19 protein-coding genes are annotated in these 24,550 nt (G+C 70.9%); 11 read left to right on the top strand and 8 right to left on the bottom strand.

The features are described 5' to 3' along the window. Positions 1-14: 14 nt before the first annotated feature. The 7 genes from ACZ5TL_RS03630 to ACZ5TL_RS03600 form a co-directional block, all read right to left on the bottom strand. Entirely contained in the window at positions 15-1,328 is a 1,314-nt protein-coding gene (locus ACZ5TL_RS03630) for a M20/M25/M40 family metallo-hydrolase (protein ID WP_468587280.1), read from the bottom strand. Continuing rightward, complete coding sequence (locus tag ACZ5TL_RS03625; RefSeq protein ID WP_468587278.1) at positions 1,321-2,154, bottom strand: M55 family metallopeptidase; 834 nt, start codon at positions 2,152-2,154, stop codon at positions 1,321-1,323. The genes ACZ5TL_RS03630 and ACZ5TL_RS03625 overlap by 8 nt, the downstream gene beginning before the upstream one ends. A 71-nt stretch (positions 2,155-2,225) precedes the next feature. Further along, positions 2,226-3,314: an SGNH/GDSL hydrolase family protein gene (locus ACZ5TL_RS03620; RefSeq protein WP_468587979.1), complete on the bottom strand. Its 1,089-nt coding sequence runs from the start codon at positions 3,312-3,314 to the stop codon at positions 2,226-2,228. A gap of 192 nt (positions 3,315-3,506) precedes the next feature. After that, complete coding sequence (locus ACZ5TL_RS03615) at positions 3,507-4,232, bottom strand: class I SAM-dependent methyltransferase (protein ID WP_468587276.1); 726 nt, start codon at positions 4,230-4,232, stop codon at positions 3,507-3,509. 129 nt (positions 4,233-4,361) lie between these two features. Further along, positions 4,362-6,791 (bottom strand): ATP-binding SpoIIE family protein phosphatase, encoded by a 2,430-nt coding sequence (locus ACZ5TL_RS03610; RefSeq protein WP_468587274.1) that lies wholly within the window; start codon positions 6,789-6,791, stop codon positions 4,362-4,364. A gap of 144 nt (positions 6,792-6,935) precedes the next feature. Continuing rightward, positions 6,936-9,326, bottom strand: a complete 2,391-nt coding sequence (locus ACZ5TL_RS03605) for an MFS transporter (RefSeq protein ID WP_468587272.1) — start codon at positions 9,324-9,326, stop codon at positions 6,936-6,938. Positions 9,327-9,482: 156 nt separating this feature from the next. Further along, positions 9,483-9,926, bottom strand: coding sequence for an SRPBCC family protein (locus ACZ5TL_RS03600; protein ID WP_468587270.1), 444 nt, complete (start codon positions 9,924-9,926; stop codon positions 9,483-9,485). A gap of 292 nt (positions 9,927-10,218) precedes the next feature. On the opposite strand from ACZ5TL_RS03600, the gene ACZ5TL_RS03595 reads away from it, so the two are divergent. Beyond that, the gene (locus ACZ5TL_RS03595) at positions 10,219-11,835 is read left to right on the top strand and encodes an alpha/beta hydrolase (protein WP_468587268.1); all 1,617 of its coding nucleotides are present in this window, start codon (positions 10,219-10,221) and stop codon (positions 11,833-11,835) included. 237 nt (positions 11,836-12,072) lie between these two features. After that, a complete protein-coding gene (locus ACZ5TL_RS03590; RefSeq protein WP_468587266.1) occupies positions 12,073-12,576 on the top strand; it encodes a GNAT family N-acetyltransferase in 504 nt (167 codons plus the stop codon). A 41-nt stretch (positions 12,577-12,617) separates the two neighbouring features. Here the strand turns inward: ACZ5TL_RS03590 and ACZ5TL_RS03585 are convergent, their stop codons facing one another. Continuing rightward, positions 12,618-13,193 carry an adenylosuccinate lyase gene (locus ACZ5TL_RS03585; protein WP_468587264.1) on the bottom strand — a complete coding sequence of 192 codons (576 nt, stop codon included), beginning with the start codon at positions 13,191-13,193 and terminating at the stop codon, positions 12,618-12,620. Positions 13,194-13,603: 410 nt separating this feature from the next. Here ACZ5TL_RS03585 and ACZ5TL_RS03580 point away from each other — a divergent pair, with 410 nt between their 5' ends. From ACZ5TL_RS03580 to pssA, 9 genes are all read left to right on the top strand, one after another. Beyond that, a complete protein-coding gene (locus tag ACZ5TL_RS03580; RefSeq protein WP_468587262.1) occupies positions 13,604-15,409 on the top strand; it encodes a 3-hydroxyacyl-CoA dehydrogenase family protein in 1,806 nt (601 codons plus the stop codon). A 136-nt stretch (positions 15,410-15,545) separates the two neighbouring features. Beyond that, complete coding sequence (locus tag ACZ5TL_RS03575; protein WP_468587260.1) at positions 15,546-16,355, top strand: TetR family transcriptional regulator; 810 nt, start codon at positions 15,546-15,548, stop codon at positions 16,353-16,355. A gap of 403 nt (positions 16,356-16,758) precedes the next feature. Further along, positions 16,759-18,102 (top strand): crotonyl-CoA carboxylase/reductase, encoded by a 1,344-nt coding sequence (gene ccrA, locus ACZ5TL_RS03570; RefSeq protein WP_468587258.1) that lies wholly within the window; start codon positions 16,759-16,761, stop codon positions 18,100-18,102. Positions 18,103-18,112: 10 nt separating this feature from the next. Next, entirely contained in the window at positions 18,113-20,140 is a 2,028-nt protein-coding gene (locus ACZ5TL_RS03565) for a protein meaA (protein ID WP_468587256.1), read from the top strand. Beyond that, positions 20,137-21,099: an HpcH/HpaI aldolase/citrate lyase family protein gene (locus ACZ5TL_RS03560; RefSeq protein ID WP_468587254.1), complete on the top strand. Its 963-nt coding sequence runs from the start codon at positions 20,137-20,139 to the stop codon at positions 21,097-21,099. Before ACZ5TL_RS03565 ends, ACZ5TL_RS03560 begins: the two co-directional genes overlap by 4 nt. 5 nt (positions 21,100-21,104) lie before the next feature. Beyond that, positions 21,105-21,674: a MaoC family dehydratase gene (locus ACZ5TL_RS03555; RefSeq protein ID WP_468587252.1), complete on the top strand. Its 570-nt coding sequence runs from the start codon at positions 21,105-21,107 to the stop codon at positions 21,672-21,674. Between the two features lie 2 nt (positions 21,675-21,676). Beyond that, a complete protein-coding gene (locus ACZ5TL_RS03550) occupies positions 21,677-22,882 on the top strand; it encodes an acyl-CoA dehydrogenase family protein (RefSeq protein ID WP_468587250.1) in 1,206 nt (401 codons plus the stop codon). A 170-nt stretch (positions 22,883-23,052) separates the two neighbouring features. After that, entirely contained in the window at positions 23,053-23,709 is a 657-nt protein-coding gene (locus tag ACZ5TL_RS03545; RefSeq protein WP_468587977.1) for a phosphatidylserine decarboxylase, read from the top strand. Next, entirely contained in the window at positions 23,696-24,544 is an 849-nt protein-coding gene (pssA, locus tag ACZ5TL_RS03540) for a CDP-diacylglycerol--serine O-phosphatidyltransferase (protein WP_468587248.1), read from the top strand. The genes ACZ5TL_RS03545 and pssA overlap by 14 nt, the downstream gene beginning before the upstream one ends. The last annotated feature ends 6 nt before the right edge of the window (positions 24,545-24,550 follow it).

Below are 24,550 nucleotides of genomic sequence, written 5' to 3'. Positions count from 1 at the left end.
CTTCCCCCGCTCGCCTAGACCGTCCGCAGGAACCGGTCGAGCACGCGGACGCCAAAGTGCAGTGCCTCGACCGGTACCCGCTCGTCGACCCCGTGGAACATCGCGCCGTAGTCGTAGCCCTCCGGCAGCTTCAGCGGAGTGAAGCCGTAGCCGGTGATGCCGAGGCGCGAGAACTGCTTGGCGTCCGTGCCGCCGGACATGCAGTAGGGCACGACATGCCCCTCCGGCGCGAACTCCTCGACGGCGGCCCGCATCCGGGCGTACGTCGCCGACTCCACGGGCGATTCCAGGGCGACCTCCCGGTGGTGGAACTCCCACTCCACGTCCGGCCCGGTGAGCCGGTCGAGCGTGGCGCCGAACTCCTCCTCGCCGCCGGGCAGATACCGGCCGTCGACGTAGGCCACGGCCTCGCCGGGGATCACGTTGACCTTGTAACCGGCCTCCAGCATCGTCGGGTTGGCGCTGTTGCGCACGGTCGACTCCACGAGCTTCGCGGCGGGGCCCAGCTTGTCGAGCAGCGCGTCGACGTCCGTCAGGTCGCTGTCGATGCCGTAGAGCGCGGCGAGTTCGGTGAGCGCCGCGCGTACGGTCGGGGTGGGCCGCAGCGGCCACTCGTGCTCGCCGATCCGGGTGATGGCGGCCGAGAGCCGGGTCACCGCGTTGTCCCGGTTCACCTTGGAACCGTGCCCGGCGCGTCCGCGCGCGGTGAGCTTCAGCCAGGCGGTGCCCCGCTCCCCGGCCGCGATCGGGTAGATCTCCCGCCCGCTGCCGTCGTGGAACGTGAAGGCGCCCGACTCGCTGACGCCCTCGGTGCAGCCCTCGAAGAGCGCGGCGTGCTCGTCGGCGAGGAATCCGGAGCCGTCCTCGGCGCTGTCCTCCTCGTCCGCGGTGAACGCGATGACGACGTCCCGCCGGGGCCGGACCCCGCGCCGGGCCCAGGCGCGCACGACGGAAAGGATCATCGCGTCCATGTTCTTCATGTCGACGGCGCCCCGGCCCCAGACGACCCCGTCGCGGACCTCCCCGGAGAACGGGTGCACGCTCCAGTCGGCGGCCGCGGCGGGCACGACGTCCAGATGACCGTGGAGCAGCAGCGCGTCGGCCGAGGGGTCGGTGCCCTCGACGCGGGCGACGACGTTGGTCCGCCCCTGGGTGCGCTCCAGCAGGGTCGGCTCGATGCCGGCCTCGGCGAGCCGCGCGGCGGCGTACTCGGCGGCGGGCCGCTCCCGGCAGTCGCCCCCGCCCCGGTTGGTGGTGTCGATCCGGATCAGGTCGGACGTGAACGTCACGACCTCGTCCAGCGCCTGCTCGTCCACCCGCTCAGCCATACTGCTCCTCCACCGCGGCCGAGACGATCGTGGTGACCGCCTTGAAGGCGCGGATGCCCTCGTACATGGTCTCGCTGGTGTAGGCCACCTTCCGCTCCGCGATCCGGTCCACGCCCGGCACGACGGTGGCGGCCATCGCCAGGTGCTCCGCGTCGAACTCTACGGCGACGGTGAACGGGCCGCCGCGCACGGGTTCGTACCGCACCGCCAGTGCGGCGGCCTCTTTTGCCGCCGCCCGGATGTCGGCCGCGGTGCGGGCGGGCGTACGGCACACGGCCGCGTACCGCGAAACGTGGTCCTTGACGGCGACCTTCAGCGCCTCGGGCGCGTACCCGAGCGCGTCCTCGCAGGCGACGTCGTCCCCGGTGACCAGTACGACCGGCACCCCGAACTCGGCGACGACATGCGCGTTGAGCAGCCCCTCGCTGGCCCGTACGTCGTTGAGCCACACGCCCGTGACCTGGTTCGCGAGGTAGGTGTGGGCGAGGACTCCCTCCATGCCGGCGCCCGCGTGGTAACCGACGAACGCGATGCCGTCGACGTCGCCGTGCTGCACGCCCTCCACCATGGACAGCGCCTTGTGCCGCCCGGTGAGCAACTGGACCCGCTCGTCCAGCTGCTCCAGCAGCAGGTTGCGCATCGTCGAGTGCGCCTCGTTGACGATCACCTCGTCGGCGCCGCCGTCGTGGAAGCCCAGAACGGCGGCGTTGACGTCGGAGGTGAACAGCGAGCGGCAGCGCTCCCACTGGGACGCGCCGGGCATCACGTCGTCCGGCCAGGTGACGCCGGTGGCGCCCTCCATGTCGGCGCTGATGAGGATTCTCATGACGAGCCGTCCCGGGTGGAGATCTTCATGGCTCGTCACGTTACGCGCTGCGAGCGGAACCGGCTACGACGTCACCAGCGGATCGGCAGGCCGGCGAGGAACGAGGTGAGCCGGTCGGCGAGGAGCCGGTGGTCACGGGCCGAGTAGTGCCAGTGGCAGCCGGTGTGGTCCAGGCCGGTGGCGTCGAGGGACCAGTAACGGACGCGGCGGTCGCCCGCGCCGGCACGATCCTGGACGACCTGCTCGACGTGTCCGGCGAACGGCCCGGTGCCGACGGCCAGGAGCGTGGTTCTCGGCCCGTAGCGGGTCCGCAGCTTGTCGAGGAAGCCGCTGTAGGCGCCGCGGTAGGCGGCGGCGAGGCTCTCCTGCGTCCACGGCTCGCCCGGGTTGAGCGGCGTCGAGAAGTCGTTGGTGCCGAGGTACACCACGACGAGCTGCGGGCGCCAGGTCCCGGGGTTCTGCCAGACGTCGCCCGGCACGTTCTGCAGCGCCCGGTCATAGTAGGTGCGGTAGGTGGTGTCCGGGCTGCCTCCGTTGTAGTTGCGCACCATACCCAGGCCCGAGTACGCGTTGATCTGGTAGTCCGCCCGGAGCCGCCGGGCGGTGAGGGCGCCGTAGCTCACATCGGCGTTGGTGGAGCGCTTGAGCTGCTCGCCGTCGCAGTCGCGGGACGCCGAGAGGTTGCCGTAGCCGGCGGTGAGGGAGTCGCCGACGAACTCGATCTGGCGGCTGCGCGCGGCCGGTCTGGCCAGAACGGCACCTCCGGGCGCGGCGACGAAGCCGCCGAACGCGCTGGTGCTCCACGGGGTGTCGTTGCGTTTGACGAGCCGGACGGTGTGCACGCCGTTGCGCAGACCGTTGACCCAGTGAGTGGTCCTGCCGGGCGTGACGAGGGTCGCGACCGTCGCTCCGTCGACCTGGACGTCGTAGTCGGCGGCGGGGTCGTCGAGCACGATACCCACGCCGGTGCCCCGGACCCGGCCCTCGAAGTAGACGCCGGGCCAGCTGTACTGGAGCACGTTCCCGGCGTCCTTGACGCGTCCGGCGGTGTGCACGCTCGCCGTCACGCCGTGCGGGTGCGGGTGTGGGTGCGGGGCGGCGGCGGTGGCTACGGCGGACGTACCGAGCAGCACCATCGACGCCGCCGGGGCGAGCAGCATCCGGATCCAGGGCAATGGCATGAGTGTCCTCCGGACGGCGAGGCGGGCGCGCGGGAAGAGTGACCGTACATCGACAAAACCGTCGTCCACCAGGCCGCTTCCGGTCACCGCCGGAGCCGGCCGAACCGGAGGGGCGGGAGCGCCTCGGGCCGCCGCCCGGTGACGGCGGACGCGGGTCGCCGGCCCGCCGCTTCAGCCCGTGCGGCCCGCCACCAGCCACGTGGACGGCAGCTCGATGCGCGTGCCGTCGGGTCGGTACTCCGTGGTCCTCAGGGGCAGTTCACCACTCGCCAGGACGGCGAGACCGGCCGAGCGCAGATACTCGGGCACGACCTCATCGGAGACCTCGCCGGGTGCGATGCCGTGCCGGAACACGGGCGCGAGCTTGGCCGGGGGGCCGCCCGGGCCGCTCGCCAGGCCCATCAGCACGGGCTTGGCGGCAGCCGAGAGTTCCACCAGGAAGGCGCGGCCCCGGTCACCGACGAGCGTGGCGATGCCGTCGACCAGCGCCTGCCGGTCGTCCGGCCGGCACTGGTGCAGGACACCCCGCATGTAGACGTTGGTGTCGCCGAGTTCCGCGTGCAGGGCCTGGGCGGCGCTCTTCTCGGCGGCGTCCAGCTGCCGGTACGAGGCCTGCCCCGCCGGGTCGGTCTGCCGGGCGTGGTCGAGTGCGGCGGCGGACAGGTCGGCGCCCAGGACCCTCGGGAAGCGGTCGGCGAGGAAGCGGGTCTGGGTGCCGTTGCCGCAGCCGAGGTCCACCAGCGGCAACGCGGGTTCGGCCAGGTACGGTTCGAAGAGGGCCAGATGCGGTCCGGCCGTCAGGACCGGTTCGGCGTCCCAGAACACCGCCCCGGGTTCGCCGGGCGCCTCACGCCAGAACCCCTCCCAGGCCTCCCGGTACCGATTGGTCACGCTCATGCCCAACTCCCCAGGGTGCGAACGGATCCCGCCGTGCGACGGGCGAGTACGGTGTATCGCGCCCCGGGCACGGCCACAAGGACGCGGCACGTACCTTCACTTCATTCCACTTCGTGTTCGGGCCGCCGGTCACCGGCGGCGCGGCAGAGTCAGCTCGAACCAGACCGTCTTGCCAGTCTTGGTCCGGCTGGTGCCCCACTCCCGGGCCAGCGTGCTGACGACCCTGAGACCGCGTCCGGCGTCCTCGAGCGGGCCCGTGCCGAGCAGCGTCGGCAGCTCGTGGTCGTCGTCCTCCACCTCGCACAGCAGGGTGTCGCCTCGGACGAGACGCAGGTCGACGGGGCGCGCGTGGGCATGCCGTACGGCGTTGGTGACGAGTTCGCTGACCATCAGCTCGGCGGGCGCGGTCAGCTTCGCCAGACCCCAGTCGTGGAGTTGCTCCCGGACCGCCGCGCGGGCCCGGCCCACCTCGGCCGGGTCGAGGGCGATGCGCCATTCGGCGACGTCGTCCGCCTCGACGCCGTTGAGGCGGGCCATCAGCAGGGCGACGTCGTCCTTGCGGCCGCCGCGGGTGTTGAGGGACCGGATGATCGTGTCGCAGGCGTCGTCCATGGACGCGGCCGGGTGGGCGGCGGACTCGCAGAGCGCCGCGAGACCCACCCCGATGTCCTCACCGCGCACCTCGACCAGCCCGTCCGTGCACATCACCAGCCGGTCGCCGGGCTCCACGCGCACGCGGACCGTCTCGAAGGGCACGCCGCCGACGCCGACGGGCGCTCCGGTGGGCAGGTCCAGCAGCTCGCTTCGGCCGTCGCCGGCACGGACCAGGACGGGCGGGACGTGACCGGCGTTGGCGAGGTGCAGCTCGCCCGCGATCGGGTCGTAGACGGCGTACAGGCAGGTCGCGAGGTAGGTGTCGCCGAGTCGCTGGGCGAGGTCGTCGAGGTGGCGCAGCAGTTGGGCGGGCGGCAGGTCGAGTCCGGCCATGGTCTGCACGGCCGTGCGCAACTGGCCCATCATCGCCGCTGAGTTCAGGCCGTGGCCCATGACGTCGCCGACGACGAACGCCGTGCGCCCGCCGTGCAGTTTCACCGCGTCGAACCAGTCGCCGCCGACCCGTCCGAGCAGGGTGCCCGGCAGATAGCGGGTGGCGATGTCGCAGCCCGCCATGCGGGACGGGATGTGCGGCAGCATGCTGTCCTGGAGCGTCTCGGCGACGTTCTCCTGCAAGGTGTACATGCGCGCGTTGTCGAGCACGAGGCCCGCGCGGGCGGCGAGTTCGGCGCCGGTGACGCGGTCCATGTCGTTGAAGACGGGCCGCTCCGGGTGCCGCAGCAGGATCATGAACCCGAGGACGACATGGCGCGCCTTCAGCGGGACGACCAGCATGGAGCGGCCGGTGATGAGCGGCCGGATGTCGCGCTTCTCGAACTGCGCGGCGACAGCGTGCCCCATCTCCTCGCTGATGCGCGGCACGAGGACGGGCTCACCGCTGGTCATGCACTGGAAGAACGGGGTGTGGGCGGGGAACGGCATGGCCTCGCCGACCGGCACGACGTCGTCCCAGCGGCCGGGTTCGTCGGTGTGCTCGACGGCGACCCGGTGCCACATCGTGGTCGTGTCGGGCACGCCGTCCCCGAACTCCTCACCGGCGACGACCTGTTCGCGGAGATAGGTCCCGGCGACGTCGGTGAAGCGGGGCACGACGGCCTTGCTGACCTCGATGATCGTGCGGGCCAGGTCGAGGGAGGTGCCGATGCGGCCGCTGACCTCGTTGAGGAACTCCAGGCGCTCGCGGACGGCGGCGTACTCGAGGTCCTCGCCCTCGTCGCGCAGGTCCTTGGGCACGGGCTCACCGGCGGCCAGGGCCCGCGCGGCCCGCTCGCGGCGCGCCTTGCGCTCGGCGCGCCGGGCGACGCCCCAGTCGGGCGTGACGGGCACCCGCTCGTTCCGGCTGAACTCCAGGATCGGGTAACCGAGTTCGAGGACCTGACCGACGATGCGGGCGCTCTCGCCGACGCTCATGCTGGGCAGGATCTCGGGCAGCCGGCGGGCGAGGTCCTCCGATCGGGGGAAGTCGGTGTGCAGCGCGAAGCCGGGCGCGATCCGCTCGAAGGCCCCGTCGTCCGCGCGCAGCCCGTCCGCGTCGGCGGCCAGCACGAGAAGCCGCTCGGGCCCGGGTCCGACCAGGGGGTAGGCCCACCACAGGACGTCGACCCGGTGGGCGGCCCCGGGCGCGTCGAGGCGGGCGCGGCCCGCAGCCGGGTAGGAGAGCCCGTGGCCGAGGGACGATTCGAGGTCGGGGCCGGGGCCGTCGGTGCCGTACGGGGTGCTCTCCCGCTCTCCCCGCAGGGCGCCGGAGACGGGGAGCAGGTCGAGGGCCGCGTGGCCGATCGCCTCGTCCTTCGGGACGCCGAACAGGCGCCGTGCGCCCCGGCTCCAGTGGGACACGAGGCCTGCGCGGTCGATCACGACGACGGCCAGCGGGACGCGGCCGGGCTCGGTGGGTTCCGGCACCGTGCCGTGCCCCGCTCCGTCCCGGTCGGTGCGACGGTCCATGGCCAGGCCCTCTCTCCCCACGGATCCGCAAGATCTGTGCCGGCGTCACCACCGTACGGCTCCCTCCGGTGGTGATGTGAGGCAATGCGGGAATTGCTCGCGCGGGGTTCGCACCGGCGCGCGACCCCGCGCGCCGATGCCCGTTCAGTCCTCGTGCCCCAGTTGCAGATCCCGCTCGGTGCGTCCGCCTCCGGGCACGTGGAGGACGGTGGCGACGGGCGGGTAACCGGCCGCGATGACGGTGTACTCCCCGGAGGACAGGTCGGCGAAGCGGAACGTGCCGTCGGGGCCGGTGGTGAGGGTGTCGACGACGTTGCCCGCCACGTCGAGAAGGGTCACACGCGCGTCCTCCACGGGCCGGCCGCCGCCCGCCCGGACGGTGCCGCGCAGGAGGGCGCCGCCGGCCAGTTCGATGTCCCGGCGGGTCTCGCGGGCGGCCTGGACGGTGACGGGGAGCGCGGCCGGGCGGAAGGCGGGGGCGCCGGCGGCGAGGGTGTACTCGCCGGCCACCAGCTCGGTGATGACGTAGCCGCCCTCCCGGCCGCTGCGGGTGGTGGCCACGACCTCGCCGTGCACGTTGGTGAGCGTGACGGTGGCGTCCCGTACGGGCGTGCCGTCGGCGGTGACGACGGTGCCGACGAGGTTCCCGGCGCCGCCGAGGACGATGTCGAGTTCGACGGGGCGTTCGCCGACGGTCACGGAGACCGCCTGCGGCTGGTGGCCGCCGGCCGTGGCGATCAGCACGTACGAGCCCGGGCCGGGGGTGGCCAGCGCGTAGCGTCCGTCCTCGCCGCTCGCGGCGCGCCCGGTCTGCTGTCCGGTGACGTCGATGAGGGTGATCGCCGCGCGGGGCACCACGGTCCCGTCGTGGTGCTGCACCGAGCCGCAGACGGGGACTCCGGCGGCGTACCCGCCGCGCGCCTGCGGAATCCGGGCGTTCCCCGGCACCGTGTCCGGGTCGGTGACAGAGGCGTTGTGGGACACCAGGGGTTTCTCCTTGAGGAAGAGGGCGATGACCAGTCCGAGGACCAGCACCGGCACCAGGTAGAGGAAGATCCGCGGCATGGCGTCGGCGTACGCCCGGACGTAGCCGTCGCGCAGGGCCGGGGGCAGGCTGTGCACGAGCTGCGGCGTGACGGCCTCGGGGTCGGGCAGTCCGGCGCCCGCGCGCGGCGGGAGGCGGTCGGCGAGGGCGTCGGCGAGCCGGTGGGCGAGGAGCGTGCCGAAGACGGCGGCTCCGACGCTGCCGCCGATCTGCCGGAAGTAGTTGTTGGCGCTGGTGGCGGTGGAGAGGTCGGCGGGGCGCACCGAGTTCTGCACGGCGAGGATCAGCACCGGCATCACCATGCCGATCCCGGCGCCGAGGACGGCCATCCAGATGCTGTAGTGCAGCCGGGGCGTGCCGGCCTCCAGGCGGGACAGCAGCCACATCCCGGCGACGGAGAGGGCGCCGCCGAGGATCGGGTAGGCCTTGTAGCGGCCGGTGTGGCTGATGAGCTGCCCGGCGATGACCGAGGCACCGACGATGCCGCCCATCATCGGCAGCATGAGCAGGCCCGACTCGGTGGCGGAGGCCCCGTCGACCATCTGCAGGTAGGTCGGCAGGTAGCTGGCGGCGCCGAACAGCCCGGCGCCGGTCACCAGGCCGACCAGGCCGGTGACGGTGAAGACGGAGTCCTTGAACAGCCGCAGCGGGACGAGGGGTTCGGCGGCGAGGCGCTCGGCGACGAGGAAGAGGACGGTGGCGGCCGCCGCTCCGGCCCCGAGGCCGAGGATCATGCGCGAGTCCCAGGCGTACTCGGTGCCGCCCCAGCTGGTCAGCAGGACCAGGCAGGTGGAGGCGGCGGTCAGCAGCAGCGCGCCGGGGATGTCCAGCCGGGCCTTGACGGCCGGTTTCGGAAGCTTGAGCGCGACGGCGACGACGCCGAACGTGAGAACACCGAACGGCACGTTGACGTAGAAGCACCAGCGCCAGGAGAGGTGGTCCGTGAAGTAGCCGCCGAGCAGCGGTCCGGCCACGGAGGCGAGGCCGAAGGCGGCGCCGATCACGCCCAGGTAGCGGCCGCGCCGCCGGGGCGGCACGATGTCGGCGATGATCGTCTGGACGCCGATCATGAGGCCGCCCGCGCCGACGCCCTGCAGCGCGCGGAACGCGATCAGCTGGTCCATGGTCTGCGCCCGGCCCGCGAGCGCGGAGCCGACGACGAAGACGACGATCGCGAACTGGAAGACGCCCTTGCGGCCTAGCAGATCGCCGAGTTTGCCGTAGATCGGCAGTCCGACGGTGGCGGTGAGCAGGTAGGCGGTGATCGCCCAGGACATCCGGTCCAGGCCGTGCAACTCACCGACGATCTTCGGGAGCGCCGTGGCGACGATCATCTGCTCCAGGGCGGCCAGGAGCAGGGCCGGCATGAGGGCGAGGAAGACCAACCGCACCCGGCGCGGGCTCAGTTGCGCGACCGGAGGCAGCGGTGGTGTGTGGGTGTCGGGAGGCGCCACCGCCGGTTCTTCCTGCGCCAGAGTGATCCCGCCCACCCACCGCTCCCCTCGTCGCGCTGCCGCACAATTCCCGCGTAAAAGCGACAACTACGAGCAAGCGCGACGAGTTACGGCACGAGGCCGAGCCGTACGGAGATCACTCGAACCGGTGAGGGGTACAACACCCTCCGCCGGCCTGAGCTTTGAGGGAGACTACTGCTCGACCTCGGTGGCGAGCCTGGCCAGCATCGCGTCGTAGATCCGGCCGAGGCCCTTGGGTGCGAAGGTCTTCTCGAAGAAGCCGCCGATGCCGCCGGCACCGGTCCAGGTGGTGGTCACGACGACCCGGGCCTTGCCCTCGCCCGCCGGAGTGACCCGCCAGGTGGTGACCATGGAGGAGTTGCGGTCCTTCTCGACCAGTTCGCCGTCAGTGGGCTCGCTGACCTCCAGGAGGCAGTCGCGCACGCGCTTGCTGGTCGCCTGGAGCTTCCAGTGGACGAGGGTGCCCTCACCGTCCCCGCCCTCGCGGACCTCGTACTCGCTGAACTGCTCGGGGAGCAGCTTCGCGCGCGTGCCGCTGTAGTCGGCGAGGGCGTCGAACACCGTCTCCGCGTCCGCCGCGACGATCCGCTCCGTAGTGGCCTCGACCTGCGCCATCGCTTTCCTCCAGGACATGGTTGCTCAGGGGTCGGGGCAAGCCAACCACCCCGCTGCCCGGCCCCCCAAATCGGGGTCGCCGAACCGCGTCCGGGCGGATGTCCGGGCCGGCGTCCGGACCGACATCCGAGCCGACTCAACTTTCGCTCCTTTAGGGACATACGAGCGCATCCGAAGATCCAATTGGGTCAAGAGTTTGACGGAATGAGTTCTTCCGGGACCGCTTTCCGGGACGATGCGGCGAGGACGGTGATCCTCACGGTCCGACATCCCACCGTCCTGGGAGGACTCCATGAGAAAACGCGCAGCCGCGCTGTGCGGCGCCGCCGTCGTCATGGCCGGGACCTTCACGGCCGTCCCCGCCGAGGCGAGCGCACCCGGCACCACCACCACCGCGCACACCGCGCACACCGCGAAGCTCAGCTGGAAGGACTGCGCCACCGAGAACTACCCGACCCTGCAGTGCGCGTCCCTGAAGGTGCCGCTCGACCACCGCAGGCCGCACGGGCGGCAGATCACCCTCGCCCTGTCCCGCGTCCCGCACACGGCCAAGACCTACCAGGGCCCGCTCCTGGTCAACCCGGGCGGCCCCGGCGGCAGCGGTCTGACGCTCGCCGGGTTCGTCGCCTCCTCGCTGCCCGAGAAGGTCGCCACCCAGTACGACGTCATCGGCTTCGACCCGCGCGGCGTGGGGGCGAGCAAGCCCGCCCTGGACTGCAAGCCGGGCCACTTCGGCCCGGTCCGCCCCGACTCCCTGCCGACGACGCCCGCGACCGAGAAGGCCAACCTCGATCGCGCCAGGTCCTTCGCCGCCGCCTGCGGCAAGAAGTACGCGCATCTCCTGCCGTACATCAACACCCCCAGCGCCGTGCGCGACATGGACGCCATCCGGCAGGCGCTGGGCGCGAAGAAGATCAACTACTTCGGATACTCGTACGGCACCTATCTGGGCGCGGTCTACGCCAAGTTCTTCCCGGAGCGGGTCCGGCGTCTGGTCCTGGACTCCGTCGTCGACCCGACCGACGTCTGGTACGAGGCCAACCTCAACCAGGACGTGGCCTTCAACGACCGCCACCGCGCGTTCCTGGCCTGGGTCGCCCAGCACGACGCGACGTACCGGCTGGGCACCGACCCGGAGAAGATCGAGGCCAGGTGGTACGCGATGCGGTCCGCCCTGGCGAAGAAGCCGGCGGGCGGCACGGTGGGCGCCTCGGAACTGGAGGACACCTTCATCCCGGGCGGCTACTACAACGGCTACTGGCCGAGCCTGGCCGAGGCGTTCGCGGCGTACGTGAACGACAAGGACTCCGAGCCGCTGGTCGAGGCGTACGAGAACTTCGGCGCGATCGACGCCTCCGGCGACAACGGCTACAGCGTCTACGCCTCGGTGCAGTGCCGGGACGCGGACTGGCCGCGCGACTGGCGCCAGTGGCGCAAGGACAACTGGGCGGTGCACGAGAAGGCGCCGTTCATGACCTGGAACAACGCCTGGTACAACGCGCCGTGCGCGTTCTGGCCGGCGGAGTCGCTGCGTCCGGTGAACGTCGCCAACGGCAAACTGCCTCCGGTGCTGCTGTTCCAGGCGACCGGCGACGCGGCCACCCCGTACGAGGGCGCTGTGACGGTCCACCGTCTGCTGGCCCGCTCCAGCCTGGTCGTCGAGGAGGGCGGCGGCAACCACGGCATCACGCTGAGCGGGAACGCCTGCCTGGACGAGCACCTGGCGGCGTATCTGACCGACGGCACCGTGCCACGCGGGTACGGTGAGGCGGACGCGACGTGCGCGGCGCTGCCCGACCCGAAGCCGGCGGCGCGGCAGGCGGCCTCGGCGAAGGCGGACTCGGCGAAGGCGGACTCGGCTACCTCGAAGGGTGCGACGCTGCACGGCCTGCTCGGCTTCCGCGGCTGAGCAGCTGACGGCCCGTCCGTCGGGGGCGGGCGATGTCAGTCCCGTGGTCCAGCATGGACCCATGAGTGAGCTGACGAGGATCACCGCCCCCGACGGCGTCGCCGCAGCGGCCCAGCACAGCCTCCCCCGGACTCTCGGCTTCGTTCGAGCAGGGGATGCCCGAGATCGAGGCGTTCGCGGTCGTGGCGGAACGAGCCGCCTGCGGGTCGCGGAATGAGCCGCCTGCGGATACGGGCGATGACGCTCGCCGACTGCGACCGCGTCGCGGAGATCCGCACCCGCGGCTGGCAGTGTGCGTACCGGGGCATGATGCCGCAGGCCTACCTGGACGGGCTGAGCGTCGCGGAGGACGCCGAGCGGCGCCGCTCGTACCTCACCCGGGGCGACGGCGGCGTGGTGAACCTGGTCGCCGAGGACAGCGGCGGCGAGGTCGTGGGCTGGGCCTGCCACGGACCGTACCGGGACGGCGAAGTCGCCACCGGGGAAGCCGAGTTGTACGCCCTCTACGTTCATCCGGGGCACCTGGGACAGGGCGCGGGGCGGGCCCTGCTCACGGAGTCGGTCGCGCGCTGCGCCACCGCGGGCCACGGCCGTGTCCTGCTGTGGGTGCTCAAGGAGAACGACCGGGCCCGCCGCTTCTACGAACGGGCCGGATTCCGCCCGGACGGCTCCGAGGAGCCCTTCGAGGTGCACGGGGTCACGGTCCCCGAGGTGCGGTACGCGAGGACGCTCACCCGCTGACCTCGTCGCTCCCCGCCGCCCTCACCCCTCCCTCGCCGCCCTCATCTCTGCCGGGGAATCCGTCCCAGCGCCCGCACCGCCGCCTCGGCCAGCGCCGGATGCGCGAGGGCCTCGTTCAGTACGGGTCCGGCCCGGCCGTCGCCCAGCGCCCCGAGCCCGTCCACGCAGGCGAGGGCCACGCGGCGGTAGGGGTCGTGCGGCCGCAGCCGCCGCCGGAGGGTGGTGATCAGCGCGGGCACCGCCTCCGGCGCGCGCAGCTCGACCAGGAGCCGTACCGGGTGCAGGGCGTAGGCGACGCGCAGCTCGTTGGTGGCGAGCGCGGCGGCCGCGCGGGCGGTGCGCGGGTCGCCGAGTCGGGCCAGGGCATAGGCGGCGGAGGCGCAGCGCGGCGGATCACGGTGGTTGAGCAGCAGCACCAGGGACTCGAAGGCCCGACGGTCCCGCGCGAGCCCGAGCCGGAACGCCACCACCTCCCTCGCCCACAGGGGCTGCCCGGGTTCGGTCAGCACCGCTGCCAGGGCGTCGAGGTCGTCGGTCGCCACGAGCCGCTCGAACGCGGGCGATGCCCCCGACTCCTGCCGTAAGCGCTCCGTGAGTGATCGCAACTCTTCGTCCATGACCCCGAGGTTAAGGGGTCCTCGGAGAGGTCTGGTCCGCCGCTCGGAACGTACATCACAAACCCGGGGACTGGCGCGCTCGTTACCCGCCGGTTAAGCTCAGACGAGCGAGTTACCCACTCGCGTTTCCTCGCGGCGGTCTGGTGACGCGGCCGTCGTGAGCCCAGTCGGTTCGGTGCCTCAGGTACCGCAGTACGACTCGGCCCCGGGACAGGGCCGGTCGGAAACGCTGTCATCTCCGGGCGTGTGCACGCCCGTCGGCGACGGCACCGGGCGTGTGCGCTTCGCAGCCCGGCCAACACCCGCACTCCTCACGCACCCGGTGCGCCCGGGGCCCGGCTCCCGCCGGGCCGTACCCGGCGCACCCGGGACGCGTTCCCCGTCGTCACCCTCATTCCTGGAGTCCCGCGATGGCCTCTCCCCTTTCCGACTCGTCCCAGTCCCCGCTGCAGACCGTCGCCGTCGTCGGCCTCGGCACCATGGGCACCGGCATCGCCGAGGTCCTCGCCAAGGCCGGCCGTAAGGTCGTCGGCATCGACGTCAGCGAGGCCCAGGCCGCGAAGTGCGTCGCCGCCCTGGAGGCCTCCACGGCCCGCGGTGTCGAGCGCGGCCGGCTGACCGAGCAGGACCGCGCCGAGATCCTGGCCCGCGTCCGCACCTCCGCCGACCTGCGTGCCGCGGCCGACGCCGACCTGGTCATCGAGGTGGCCCCGGAGTCGTACGAGATCAAGCAGCAGATCTTCCGGGAACTCGACGGGATCGTGCGCCCCGAGACGATCCTGGCGACCGGCACCAACGCCCTGTCCGTGACGCGTCTGGCGGCCGACTCGGCGCGCCCCGAACGGCTGCTGGGCCTGCACTTCTTCAACCCGGCCCCGGCGATGCGGCTGGTCGAGGTCGTCTCCTCGGTGCTGACCGCCCCGGCGGCCGTCACGGCGGTCACCGACCTCGCGCTGGACCTGGGCAAGGAGCCCGTCGCGGTCGGCGACCGCCCCGGATTCGTCGCCGACGGCCTGCTGTTCGGCTACCTCAACCAGGCCGCCGCGATGTACGAGGCGAAGTACGCATCCCGCGAGGACATCGACGCCGCGATGCGGCTGGGCTGCGGACTGCCCATGGGCCCGCTGGCGCTGCTCGACCTGATCGGCGTGGACACCGCGCGCACGGTCCTGGAGGCGATGTACGCCGAGTCCCGCGACCGGCTGCACGCGCCCGCGCCGATCCTCAAGCAGCTCAGCGAGGCGGGCCTGACCGGCCGCAAGGCGGGACGCGGCTTCTACACGTACGAGGCGCCGGGCAGCCCGGTCGTGGTCCGGGACGCGCTGACCCCGCTGGAGGGCGGCGACCTGCCCCCCGGCCGGACCGTCTCCTCGGTCGGCGTGGCCGGCTCGGGCACCATGGCCTCCGGTATCGCCGAGGTCTTCGCCAAGGCCGGGTACGAGGTCGTCCTGGCCGCCCGGAGCGAGGAGAAGGCGCAGACCGCCAAGGCCCGGATCGGCAAGTCCCTGGCCCGCTCGGTCGACAAGGGCCGGATGACCGCCGAGGCCGCCGCCGGGACCCTGGACCGCATCACGCCCACGGGCACCTACGACGACTTCGCCGGCGTGGACCTGGCCGTGGAGGCCGTCGCCGAGGACCTGGAGGTCAAGCGGCAGTTGTTCGCCGCGCTGGACAAGGTCTGCAAGCCGGGCGCGATCCTGGCCACCACCACCTCGTCCCTGCCGGTCGTCGCCTGCGCCCGGGCCACCTCGCGCCCGCAGGACGTGATCGGCATGCACTTCTTCAACCCGGCGCCGGCCATGAAGCTGGTCGAGGTCGTCCGGACGGTGCTGACCGCCGACGACGTCCACGCGACGGTCCGTGAGCTCTGCGGACGGATCAGGAAGCACGCGGTCGACTGCGGGGACCGTGCGGGCTTCATCGTGAACGCGCTGCTGTTCCCGTACCTCAACAACGCGATCAAGATGGTGCAGGAGCACTACGCGTCGCTCGACGACATCGACGCGGCGATGAAGCTGGGCGGCGGCTACCCGATGGGGCCGTTCGAGCTGCTGGACGTCGTCGGGCTGGACGTCTCGCTCGCCATCGAGAAGGTCCTGCACCGCGAGTTCCGCGACCCGGGGCTCGCCCCGGCGCCGCTGCTGGAGCACCTGGTGGCCGCGGGCTGCCTCGGCCGCAAGACCGGCCGTGGCTTCCGCGAATATGCCAAGCGCTGAGCGTTCCGGCGACTGGTTCCGGTCCGGCGTGGAGTGGGGCGGCCTGCTCGGCCCGGACCGGTTCGCGCCGCCCGGCGGCGGGGGCGGAGAACCAGGTCACGCGCGGCGAGCTGCGCACATGCAGTACGTTCATGGTATGTCCCAGCCCGTCAAGTCCTCACGTACACCGGCTACGCCCGACGCGCCGGAGAGTGCCGCCGGCTCTCGCGCCGCCGCCCAGCGGCTCAGGATGCGCCGGGAACTGGCGGCGGCCGCGATGGAGCTGTTCGCGGCCAAGGGGTACGAGGCGACCACCGTCGACGAGATCGCGGCCCAGGCCGGGGTCGCCCGCCGCACCTTCTTCCGCCACTTCCGCTCCAAGGAAGAGGCCATCTTCCCCGACCACGACGACACCCTGATCCGCGCCGAGGCGGTGCTCAACGCCGCGCCCGCGCACGAGCATCCGCTCGACACGGTGTGCCGCGGCATCAAGGAAGTCATGAAGATGTACGCGGCCCGTCCGGAGATCTCGGTCGCCCGCTACAAGCTGACGCGCGAGGTGCCCACCCTGCGCGAGGCGGAGATCGCGTCGGTGGCCCGCTACGAGCGCCTCTTCACCCGCTACCTCCTCGGCCACTTCGACGAGCGCGCGCACGCCGACGACGCCAACGACGACCCGCTGCTGGCGGAGGTCGCCGCGTCGGCCGTGGTGACCGCCCACAACCACGTCCTGCGGCGCTGGCTGCGGGCGGGCGGGCAGGGGGACGTGGAGGCGCAGCTGGACCACGCCTTCGCGATCGTACGCAAGACGTTCGGCACCGGGATCGGAGCCGGGCGCTCCGCGGAGCCGCAGCCGGCCCTGGCGACGGCCTCGGCGCAGGGCGAGGTGCTGGTGACGGTCGCCCGTACCGACGCCCCGCTCGACGAGGTCATGCGCACGATCGAGCAGGCCCTCAAGGAGCGCTGAGCTGGCCTCCGCGAGGCACTGAGCGGCTCGCGCCGCTGTGATGACGGCCACCCCCCGGGGTGGCCGTTTTGGCATGTCAGGGGCCGTTTTGCTGGCCCTCGCAGGCCACGTTCGATCGATCATCGCTCATATGTCACGTAAAGATTTCATCTGAGAGCAATTTCTGGCACTCAGTGCCTTGCGAGGTGACACGCGGTGTCATACGTTGAAGGGGTCCGGGCGATGTCCCGGCAGGCCCACCCGCCTGCACGTCCGGACGCCTGCGTCACAGGCAACCTCCCGCGCCACCACGCGCTGCCGAACAGCACCACCGCCGAACCGACGGCACACCCGCAACCCTCAGCAGCACCGACGTAACCCGCAGCGCCCCTCCCTCAGGGCGCACACCGCCGGAGGCAACACCGTGACCGTGAAGGACATCCTGGCCGCGATCCAGTCGCCCGACTCCACGTCGGAGGACTTCGCCGCCATCCCGCTCCCCGAGTCGTACCGCGCGATCACCGTGCACAAGGACGAGACGGAGATGTTCGCCGGGCTCGCCACGCGCGACAAGGACCCCCGCAAGTCGATCCACCTGGACGAGGTGCCGCTGCCCGAGCTCGGCCCGGGCGAGGCGCTGGTGGCCGTCATGGCCTCGTCGGTCAACTACAACTCGGTGTGGACGTCCATCTTCGAGCCGCTGTCGACGTTCGGGTTCCTGGAGCGCTACGGCCGGCTCAGCGAGCTCACCAAGCGCCACGACCTGCCGTACCACATCATCGGCTCCGACCTCGCGGGCGTCGTCCTGCGCACCGGGCCGGGCGTCAACGCCTGGCGGCCCGGTGACGAGGTCGTCGCGCACTGCCTGTCCGTCGAGCTGGAGTCCAGCGACGGCCACAACGACACGATGCTCGACCCGGAGCAGCGCATCTGGGGCTTCGAGACCAACTTCGGCGGCCTCGCCGAGATCGCCCTGGTCAAGTCCAACCAGCTGATGCCGAAGCCGGACCACCTCAGCTGGGAGGAGGCCGCCGCCCCCGGCCTGGTCAACTCCACCGCCTACCGGCAGCTGGTCTCGCGCAACGGCGCCGGCATGAAGCAGGGCGACAACGTCCTGATCTGGGGCGCGAGCGGCGGACTCGGCAGTTACGCCACCCAGTTCGCGCTGGCCGGCGGCGCCAACCCGATCTGTGTCGTCTCCAGCGACCAGAAGGCGGACATCTGCCGCTCGATGGGCGCCGAGGCGATCATCGACCGCAACGCCGAGGGCTACAAGTTCTGGAAGGACGAGAACACCCAGGACCCCAAGGAGTGGAAGCGCTTCGGCAAGCGCATCCGCGAACTCACCGGCGGCGAGGACATCGACATCGTCTTCGAGCACCCCGGCCGCGAGACCTTCGGAGCGAGCGTCTTCGTCACCCGCAAGGGCGGCACCATCACCACCTGCGCCTCGACCTCGGGCTACATGCACGAGTACGACAACCGCTACCTGTGGATGTCGCTGAAGCGGATCATCGGCTCGCACTTCGCCAACTACCGCGAGGCCTGGGAGGCCAACCGGCTCATCGCGAAGGGCAAGATCCACCCGACCCTGTCGAAGGTGTACTCCCTCCAGGACACCGGCCAGGCCGCCTACGACGTGCACCGCAACCTCCACCAGGGCAAGGTCGGCGTGCTGTGCATGGCCCCCGAGGAGGGCCTGGGCGTGCGCGACCAGGAGAAGCGCGCCCAGCACGTCGACGCCATCAACCGCTTCCGGAACATCTGAGAGGCGTCGCATGACTGAGCGTCAGAAGGACCGGCCGTGGCTCATGCGCACGTACGCCGGTCACTCCACGGCCGAGGCGTCCAACGAGCTGTACCGGCGCAACCTGGCCAAGGGCCAGACGGGTCTGTCGGTGGCGTTCGACCTGCCGACGCAGACCGGCTACGACTCCGACCACATCCTCGCCCGCGGCGAGGTCGGCCGGGTCGGCGTGCCGATCGCCCACGTCGGTGACATGCGCCGGCTGTTCCAGGACATCCCCCTGGAGCAGATGAACACCTCGATGACCATCAACGCCACGGCCATGTGGCTGCTGGCGCTCTACCAGGTCGTCGCCGAGGAGCAGGGTGCGGACATCACCAGGCTCCAGGGCACGACCCAGAACGACATCGTCAAGGAGTACCTGTCCCGCGGCACGCACGTGTTCCCGCCGGGGCCGTCGCTCCGGCTGACGACGGACATGATCGCGTACACGGTCTCCCACATCCCGAAGTGGAACCCGATCAACATCTGCAGCTACCACCTGCAGGAGGCGGGAGCCACACCGGTCCAGGAGATCGCGTACGCGATGTCCACCGCGATCGCCGTCCTCGACGCGGTCCGCGACAGCGGCCAGGTGCCGCAGGAGCGCATGGGAGATGTCGTCGCGCGCATCTCCTTCTTCGTGAACGCGGGCGTCCGCTTCATCGAGGAGATGTGCAAGATGCGGGCGTTCGGCCGCATCTGGGACAAGATCACGCGCGAGCGGTACGGCATCGAGAACCCCAAGCAGCGCCGCTTCCGCTACGGCGTCCAGGTCAACTCGCTGGGCCTGACTGAGGCGCAGCCGGAGAACAACGTCCAGCGCATCGTGCTGGAGATGCTGGCCGTGACCCTCTCCAAGGACGCCCGCGCGCGTGCCGTGCAGCTGCCCGCCTGGAACGAGGCCCTCGGCCTGCCCCGGCCCTGGGACCAGCAGTGGTCGCTGCGCATCCAGCAGGTGCTGGCGTACGAGAGCGATCTGCTGGAGTACGAGGACATCTTCGAGGGCTCGAAGGTCATCGAGACGAAGGTGGCGGAGCTGGTCGAGGCCGCGCTCGCGGAGATCGACCGCATCCAGGAGATGGGCGGCGCGATGGCGGCCGTCGAGTCCGGCTACCTCAAGTCGCAGCTGGTCGCCTCGCACGCCGAGCGCCGGGGCCGGATCGAGTCCGGCCAGGAGAAGATCATCGGCGTCAACGCCTTCGAGGGCACCGAGCCGAACCCGCTGACCGCCGACCTGGACACCGCGATCCAGACGGTGGACCCGGAGGTCGAGGCCCGCGTCATCGCCTCGCTGCAGCAGTGGCGCGACAGCCGCTACCAGCCGCCCTTCAACCACCCGCGGCCCTGCAAGGCCCTGGAGCGGCTGAAGGAGGCCGCCCGCGGCACCGGGAACCTCATGGAGGCCACCCTGGAGTGCGCCCGCGCCGGGGCGACCACGGGTGAGTGGGCCGGGGCCCTGCGCGAGGTGTTCGGCGAGTTCCGGGCGCCCACGGGTGTCTCGTCGGCGCCGGTGGCCGTCCCCGCCGAGGAGGGCAGCACACTGGCCCTGGTCCGCCGTAAGGTGGATCTGACGGCCAAGGACCTGGGCGTCGGCAAGCTGCGCTTCCTGGTCGGCAAGCCGGGCCTGGACGGGCACTCCAACGGCGCCGAGCAGATCGCGGTGCGCGCCCGGGACGCCGGCTTCGAGGTGGTCTACCAGGGCATCCGGCTCACTCCCGAGCAGATCGTGGACGCGGCCCTCGCCGAGGACGTGCACGCGGTCGGCCTGTCCATCCTGTCCGGCTCCCACGCCCAGCTGGTGCCGGACGTGCTCGAACGGCTGCGTGTGGCCGGTGCCACAGATATACCGGTGATCGCCGGTGGCATCATCCCCAACGGTGATGCCGAGCAGCTCAGGGCAGCCGGAGTGGCCGCGGTCTTCACCCCGAAGGACTTCGACATCACCGGAATCATCGGCCGCATCGTCGACGAGATCCGGAAAGCGAACAAGCTCGACCCCCTGGAGGTCTCCGCATGACTACGGTCAACCGCCTTCGCCCCCGGCGTTCCTGCCTGGCGGTACCGGGCTCGAACCCCCGCTTCCTGGAGAAGGCGCAGGGCCTCCCGGCGGACCAGGTCTTCCTCGACCTGGAGGACGCGTGCGCCCCGCTCGCCAAGCCGGAGGCGCGGCACACCATCGTCAAGTTCCTCAACGAGGGCGACTGGACGGGCAAGACGCGGGTCGTGCGCGTCAACGACTGGACGACCGAGTGGACGTACCGCGATGTCGTCACGGTCGTCGAGGGCGCCGGCCCCAACCTCGACTGCATCATGCTGCCGAAGGTGCAGGACGCCCAGCAGATCGTCGCCCTCGACCTGCTGCTGACGCAGATCGAGAAGACGATGGGCTTCGAGGTCGGCCGCATCGGCATCGAGGCGCAGATCGAGAACGCGCAGGGCCTGAACAACGTCAACGAGATCGCGCAGGCCTCCCCGCGCGTCGAGACGATCATCTTCGGCCCGGCCGACTTCATGGCGTCGATCAACATGAAGTCGCTGGTCGTGGGCGAGCAGCCGCCTGGCTACCCGGCGGACGCCTACCACTACATCCTGATGAAGATCCTGATGGCCGCCCGCGCCAACAACCTCCAGGCGATCGACGGCCCCTACCTCCAGATCCGCAACATCGACGGCTACCGCGAGGTCGCCCAGCGCGCCGCCGCCCTCGGCTTCGACGGCAAGTGGGTGCTGCACCCGGGCCAGGTCGAGGCGTCCAACGAGATCTTCTCGCCCTCCCAGGAGGACTACGACCACGCCGAGCTGATCCTGGACGCGTACGACTACTACACGTCCGAGGCGGGCGGCAAGAAGGGCTCCGCGATGCTCGGCGACGAGATGATCGACGAGGCCAGCCGCAAGATGGCCCTGGTCATCTCCGGCAAGGGCCGTGCGGCGGGCATGCAGCGCACCAGCAAGTTCGAGATCCCGGAGGCGTGACGGCGATGCAGTTCGGACGCACCTACGAGGAGTTCGAGGTCGGGGCGACGTACAAGCACTGGCCGGGCAAGACGGTCACGGAGTACGACGACCACCTGTTCTGTCTCCTCACCATGAACCACCACCCGCTCCACATGGACACGAACTATGCGGAGAAGACGACCGACTTCGGCAAGAACGTCGTCGTCGGGAACTACATCTACTCGCTGCTGCTCGGCATGTCCGTCCCGGACATCTCCGGCAAGGCGATCGCCAACCTGGAGATCGAGTCGCTCAAGCACGTGGCGCCGACCTTCCACGGTGACACCGTCTACGGCCAGACGACCGTGCTCGACAAGTGGCCGTCGAAGTCGAAGAACGACCGCGGCATCGTCTACGTCGAGACCAAGGGCTACAAGCAGGACGGCACGCTGGTGTGCGTGTTCCGCCGCAAGGTGATGGTGCCGACCGAGACGTACATCAAGGAGCGCGGCGGCGAGCAGCCCGGCCGCCCGCCCGTCTCCCACCACCACCCTCAACCGACGGCCCTGCGGGCCGACCCCGCTGGTTCCGAGCTCAGGGAGCAGGAGAAGTAGCCATGGCGCGACTCGCCCAGACCGCCGGTCTGACCGATATCCAGCAGGAGATCCTGTCCACCGTCCGGGACTTCGTGGACAAGGAGATCCTGCCGGTCGCGACCGAGCTGGAGCACCGCGACGAGTACCCGCAGCAGATCGTCGACGGGCTGAAGGAGTTGGGCCTGTTCGGCCTGATGATCCCCGAGGAGTACGGGGGCCTCGGCGAGTCGCTCCTGACGTACGCGCTGTGCGTGGAGGAGATCGCCCGCGGGTGGATGTCGGTGTCCGGCATCATCAACACGCACTTCATCGTGGCGTACATGCTCAAGCAGCACGGCACGCAGGAGCAGAAGGACCACTTCCTGCCGAGGATGGCGGCCGGCGACATCCGCGGCGCCTTCTCGATGTCGGAGCCGGCCCTCGGCTCGGACGTGTCGGCGATCAGCTCGAAGGCGGTGAAGGACGGTGACGAGTACGTCCTGAACGGCCAGAAGATGTGGCTGACCAACGGCGGAACGTCGTCTCTGGTGGCCGTTCTGGTCCGAAGTGACGAAGGTCACCCCGAGGGCACCGCGCCCCACAAGTCGATGACGACCTTCCTGGTGGAGAAGGAGCCCGGTTTTGGCGAGGTCCGCCCCGGCCTCACCATCCCCGGCAAGATCGACAAGATGGGTTACAAGGGTGTCGACACCACCGAACTCATCATGGATGGCCTGCGGATTCCTGCGGATCGTGTGCTCGGCGGGGCCACCGGCCGTGGTTTCTACCAGATGATGGACGGCGTGGAGGTCGGCCGCGTCAACGTGGCGGCGCGTGGCTGCGGCGTCGCTCAGCGTGCGTTCGAACTGGGCGTCCGGTACGCGCAGCAGCGCCACACCTTCGGCAAGCCGATCGCCCAGCACCAGGCGATCCAGTTCAAGCTGGCGGAGATGGCTACCAAGGTCGAGGCCGCGCATGCGATGATGGTGAACGCAGCGCGCAAAAAGGACTCCGGGGAGCGAAACGACCTCGAGGCTGGGATGGCGAAGTACCTCGCCTCCGAGTACTGCAAGGAGGTCGTCGAGGACGCCTTCCGGATCCACGGCGGCTACGGCTTCTCCAAGGAGTACGAGATCGAACGCCTCTACCGCGAGGCGCCGATGCTGCTGATCGGTGAAGGTACCGCCGAGATCCAGAAAATGATCATCGGCAGGCGGCTGCTCGAAGAGTATCGATTCCAGGGCTAGATGTCCGGATACGGGGTGTTTTCTTGGAGAAGAAGATCACACCCCGTCAGCACTCTTCAGCCGCCGACTCGGCTGCCTGGCTTACCCAGTTACGGCCCCGAGCCGCTACGATCGCCGGAAAGCCGCCGTCCCCCGTCAGAGTGCGGCATCATCCGCTACGAAGGTCATCCATGCCCCACAGCCAAACCTCTGCATCTCGCGACAGCCGGGCCGGCGTACGCCTCGCGCGCGGAGCATCGCCGTGGCTCCTTCCGACCGTCGCCACCGCAGCACTCAGCCTGGCCCGGGCGCGCCGCTCCGGCGCCGCCAAGGCCGTCGCCGTTCCCGCCACCGCGCTGGCGGCGGGGATGCTGTGGTTCTTCCGCGACCCCGAGCGTGAGATCACCCAGGGCCGGGTCATCTCGCCCGCCGACGGTGTGGTGCAGAGCATCATGCCGTGGAAGGACGGCCGCACGCGCGTCGCGATCTTCATGAGCCCGCTCAACGTCCACGTCAACCGCGCGCCGCTGAGCGGCACGGTGACGTCGGTCGAGCACGTGCCCGGTGGCTTCGTTCCCGCCTTCAACAAGGAGAGCGAGAACAACGAGCGTGTCGTCTGGCACTTCGACACCGAGCTCGGCGACATCGAGATGATCCAGATCGCCGGCGCGGTCGCCCGCCGCATCGTTCCCTACGTGCCGCAGGGCACCAAGGTCGAGCAGGGGGAGCGGATCGGACTGATCCGCTTCGGCTCGCGCGTCGACCTCTACCTGCCCGAGGGCGTGGAGGTCGCGGTCGAGGTGGGGCAGAAGACCGTGGCTGGGGTGACTCGCATTGACCGTGATTGATCCCGACACACAGGCCCCGACCTGGGTCGCCGAGGACGAGGACGACGCGGAGGAGCTGCCGCTGTCCCTCCGGCTGTCGATAGCGGACACGCTGACGCTCGGTAACGCGACGTGCGGCTTCATGGCGGTGTACTTCACCACCACCGGCATCCTCATCCCGCACCTCTCGGGTGACGCTTCGGGCATGGCCCGCAACAGCGCGGCCACGGCCGTCATACTGATGCTGTGCGCCGCCGTCTTCGACCTGTTCGACGGCCTCGTCGCCCGCAAGCTGCGGTCGTCGCCGATGGGCGCGGAGCTGGACAACCTCTCCGATCTGATCAGCTTCGGTCTGGCACCCGCGTACTTCGTACTCGTGTACGGCATGGTCGCGAGGGACGCGCACGAGCGGGTCGCGGCGGTGGGCGCGATCGTCGTGCTGTTGGCGGTGGTGCTGCGGCTTGCCCGCTTCTCGTGCGTCACCGTCAAGGACGGCACCTTCCAGGGCATGCCCTCGCCCTTCGGCGCGCTCACGGTCGTCTCGATCGTGCTGCTCGAGCTGCCGTTCGAGGCGACACTGCTGGCGGTCGTCGGTACCGCGTGGCTGATGGTGAGCCGGGTCGAGTACCCGAAGCCGCGGGGCGTCCTCGCGGTCGCGGTGCTCGGCTGGATCGTGTCGGCCATGGGCCTGCTGGCGGCGTGGGCGTTCGACGCGCCGGGCGGCCAGGTGCTGCTGCAGATGGGCTGCGCGCTGCAGATCGTGATGGCGGCGACGATCCCGCTGTTCGCGACGGCCCGGCGGGTGAACAACTTCCGCGGCCACCGGCGGGAAGCGCGGGCGGCGCAGCTGCCCTGATCTCGT

The sequence above is a fragment of the Streptomyces sp. NPDC033136 genome, assembly GCF_055578235.1.
Note: the sequence above shows the minus strand (reverse complement) of the source record. Positions and strands in the feature narration are given on the sequence as shown.

Bases quoted from the DNA above. Each gene is read 5' to 3' on its own strand.
- ACZ5TL_RS03630 (WP_468587280.1), bottom strand. From the start codon at position 1,328: ATGGCTGAGCGGGTGGACGAGCAGGCGCTGGACGAGGTCGTGACGTTC.
- ACZ5TL_RS03625 (WP_468587278.1), bottom strand. From the start codon at position 2,154: ATGAGAATCCTCATCAGCGCCGACATGGAGGGCGCCACCGGCGTCACC.
- ACZ5TL_RS03620 (WP_468587979.1), bottom strand. From the start codon at position 3,314: ATGCTGCTCGCCCCGGCGGCGTCGATGGTGCTGCTCGGTACGTCCGCC.
- ACZ5TL_RS03615 (WP_468587276.1), bottom strand. From the start codon at position 4,232: ATGAGCGTGACCAATCGGTACCGGGAGGCCTGGGAGGGGTTCTGGCGT.
- ACZ5TL_RS03610 (WP_468587274.1), bottom strand. From the start codon at position 6,791: ATGGACCGTCGCACCGACCGGGACGGAGCGGGGCACGGCACGGTGCCG.
- ACZ5TL_RS03600 (WP_468587270.1), bottom strand. From the start codon at position 9,926: ATGGCGCAGGTCGAGGCCACTACGGAGCGGATCGTCGCGGCGGACGCG.
- ACZ5TL_RS03595 (WP_468587268.1), top strand. From the start codon at position 10,219: ATGAGAAAACGCGCAGCCGCGCTGTGCGGCGCCGCCGTCGTCATGGCC.
- ACZ5TL_RS03590 (WP_468587266.1), top strand. From the start codon at position 12,073: ATGACGCTCGCCGACTGCGACCGCGTCGCGGAGATCCGCACCCGCGGC.
- ACZ5TL_RS03585 (WP_468587264.1), bottom strand. From the start codon at position 13,193: ATGGACGAAGAGTTGCGATCACTCACGGAGCGCTTACGGCAGGAGTCG.
- ACZ5TL_RS03580 (WP_468587262.1), top strand. From the start codon at position 13,604: ATGGCCTCTCCCCTTTCCGACTCGTCCCAGTCCCCGCTGCAGACCGTC.
- ACZ5TL_RS03575 (WP_468587260.1), top strand. From the start codon at position 15,546: ATGTCCCAGCCCGTCAAGTCCTCACGTACACCGGCTACGCCCGACGCG.
- ACZ5TL_RS03565 (WP_468587256.1), top strand. From the start codon at position 18,113: ATGACTGAGCGTCAGAAGGACCGGCCGTGGCTCATGCGCACGTACGCC.
- ACZ5TL_RS03560 (WP_468587254.1), top strand. From the start codon at position 20,137: ATGACTACGGTCAACCGCCTTCGCCCCCGGCGTTCCTGCCTGGCGGTA.
- ACZ5TL_RS03555 (WP_468587252.1), top strand. From the start codon at position 21,105: ATGCAGTTCGGACGCACCTACGAGGAGTTCGAGGTCGGGGCGACGTAC.
- ACZ5TL_RS03550 (WP_468587250.1), top strand. From the start codon at position 21,677: ATGGCGCGACTCGCCCAGACCGCCGGTCTGACCGATATCCAGCAGGAG.
- ACZ5TL_RS03545 (WP_468587977.1), top strand. From the start codon at position 23,053: ATGCCCCACAGCCAAACCTCTGCATCTCGCGACAGCCGGGCCGGCGTA.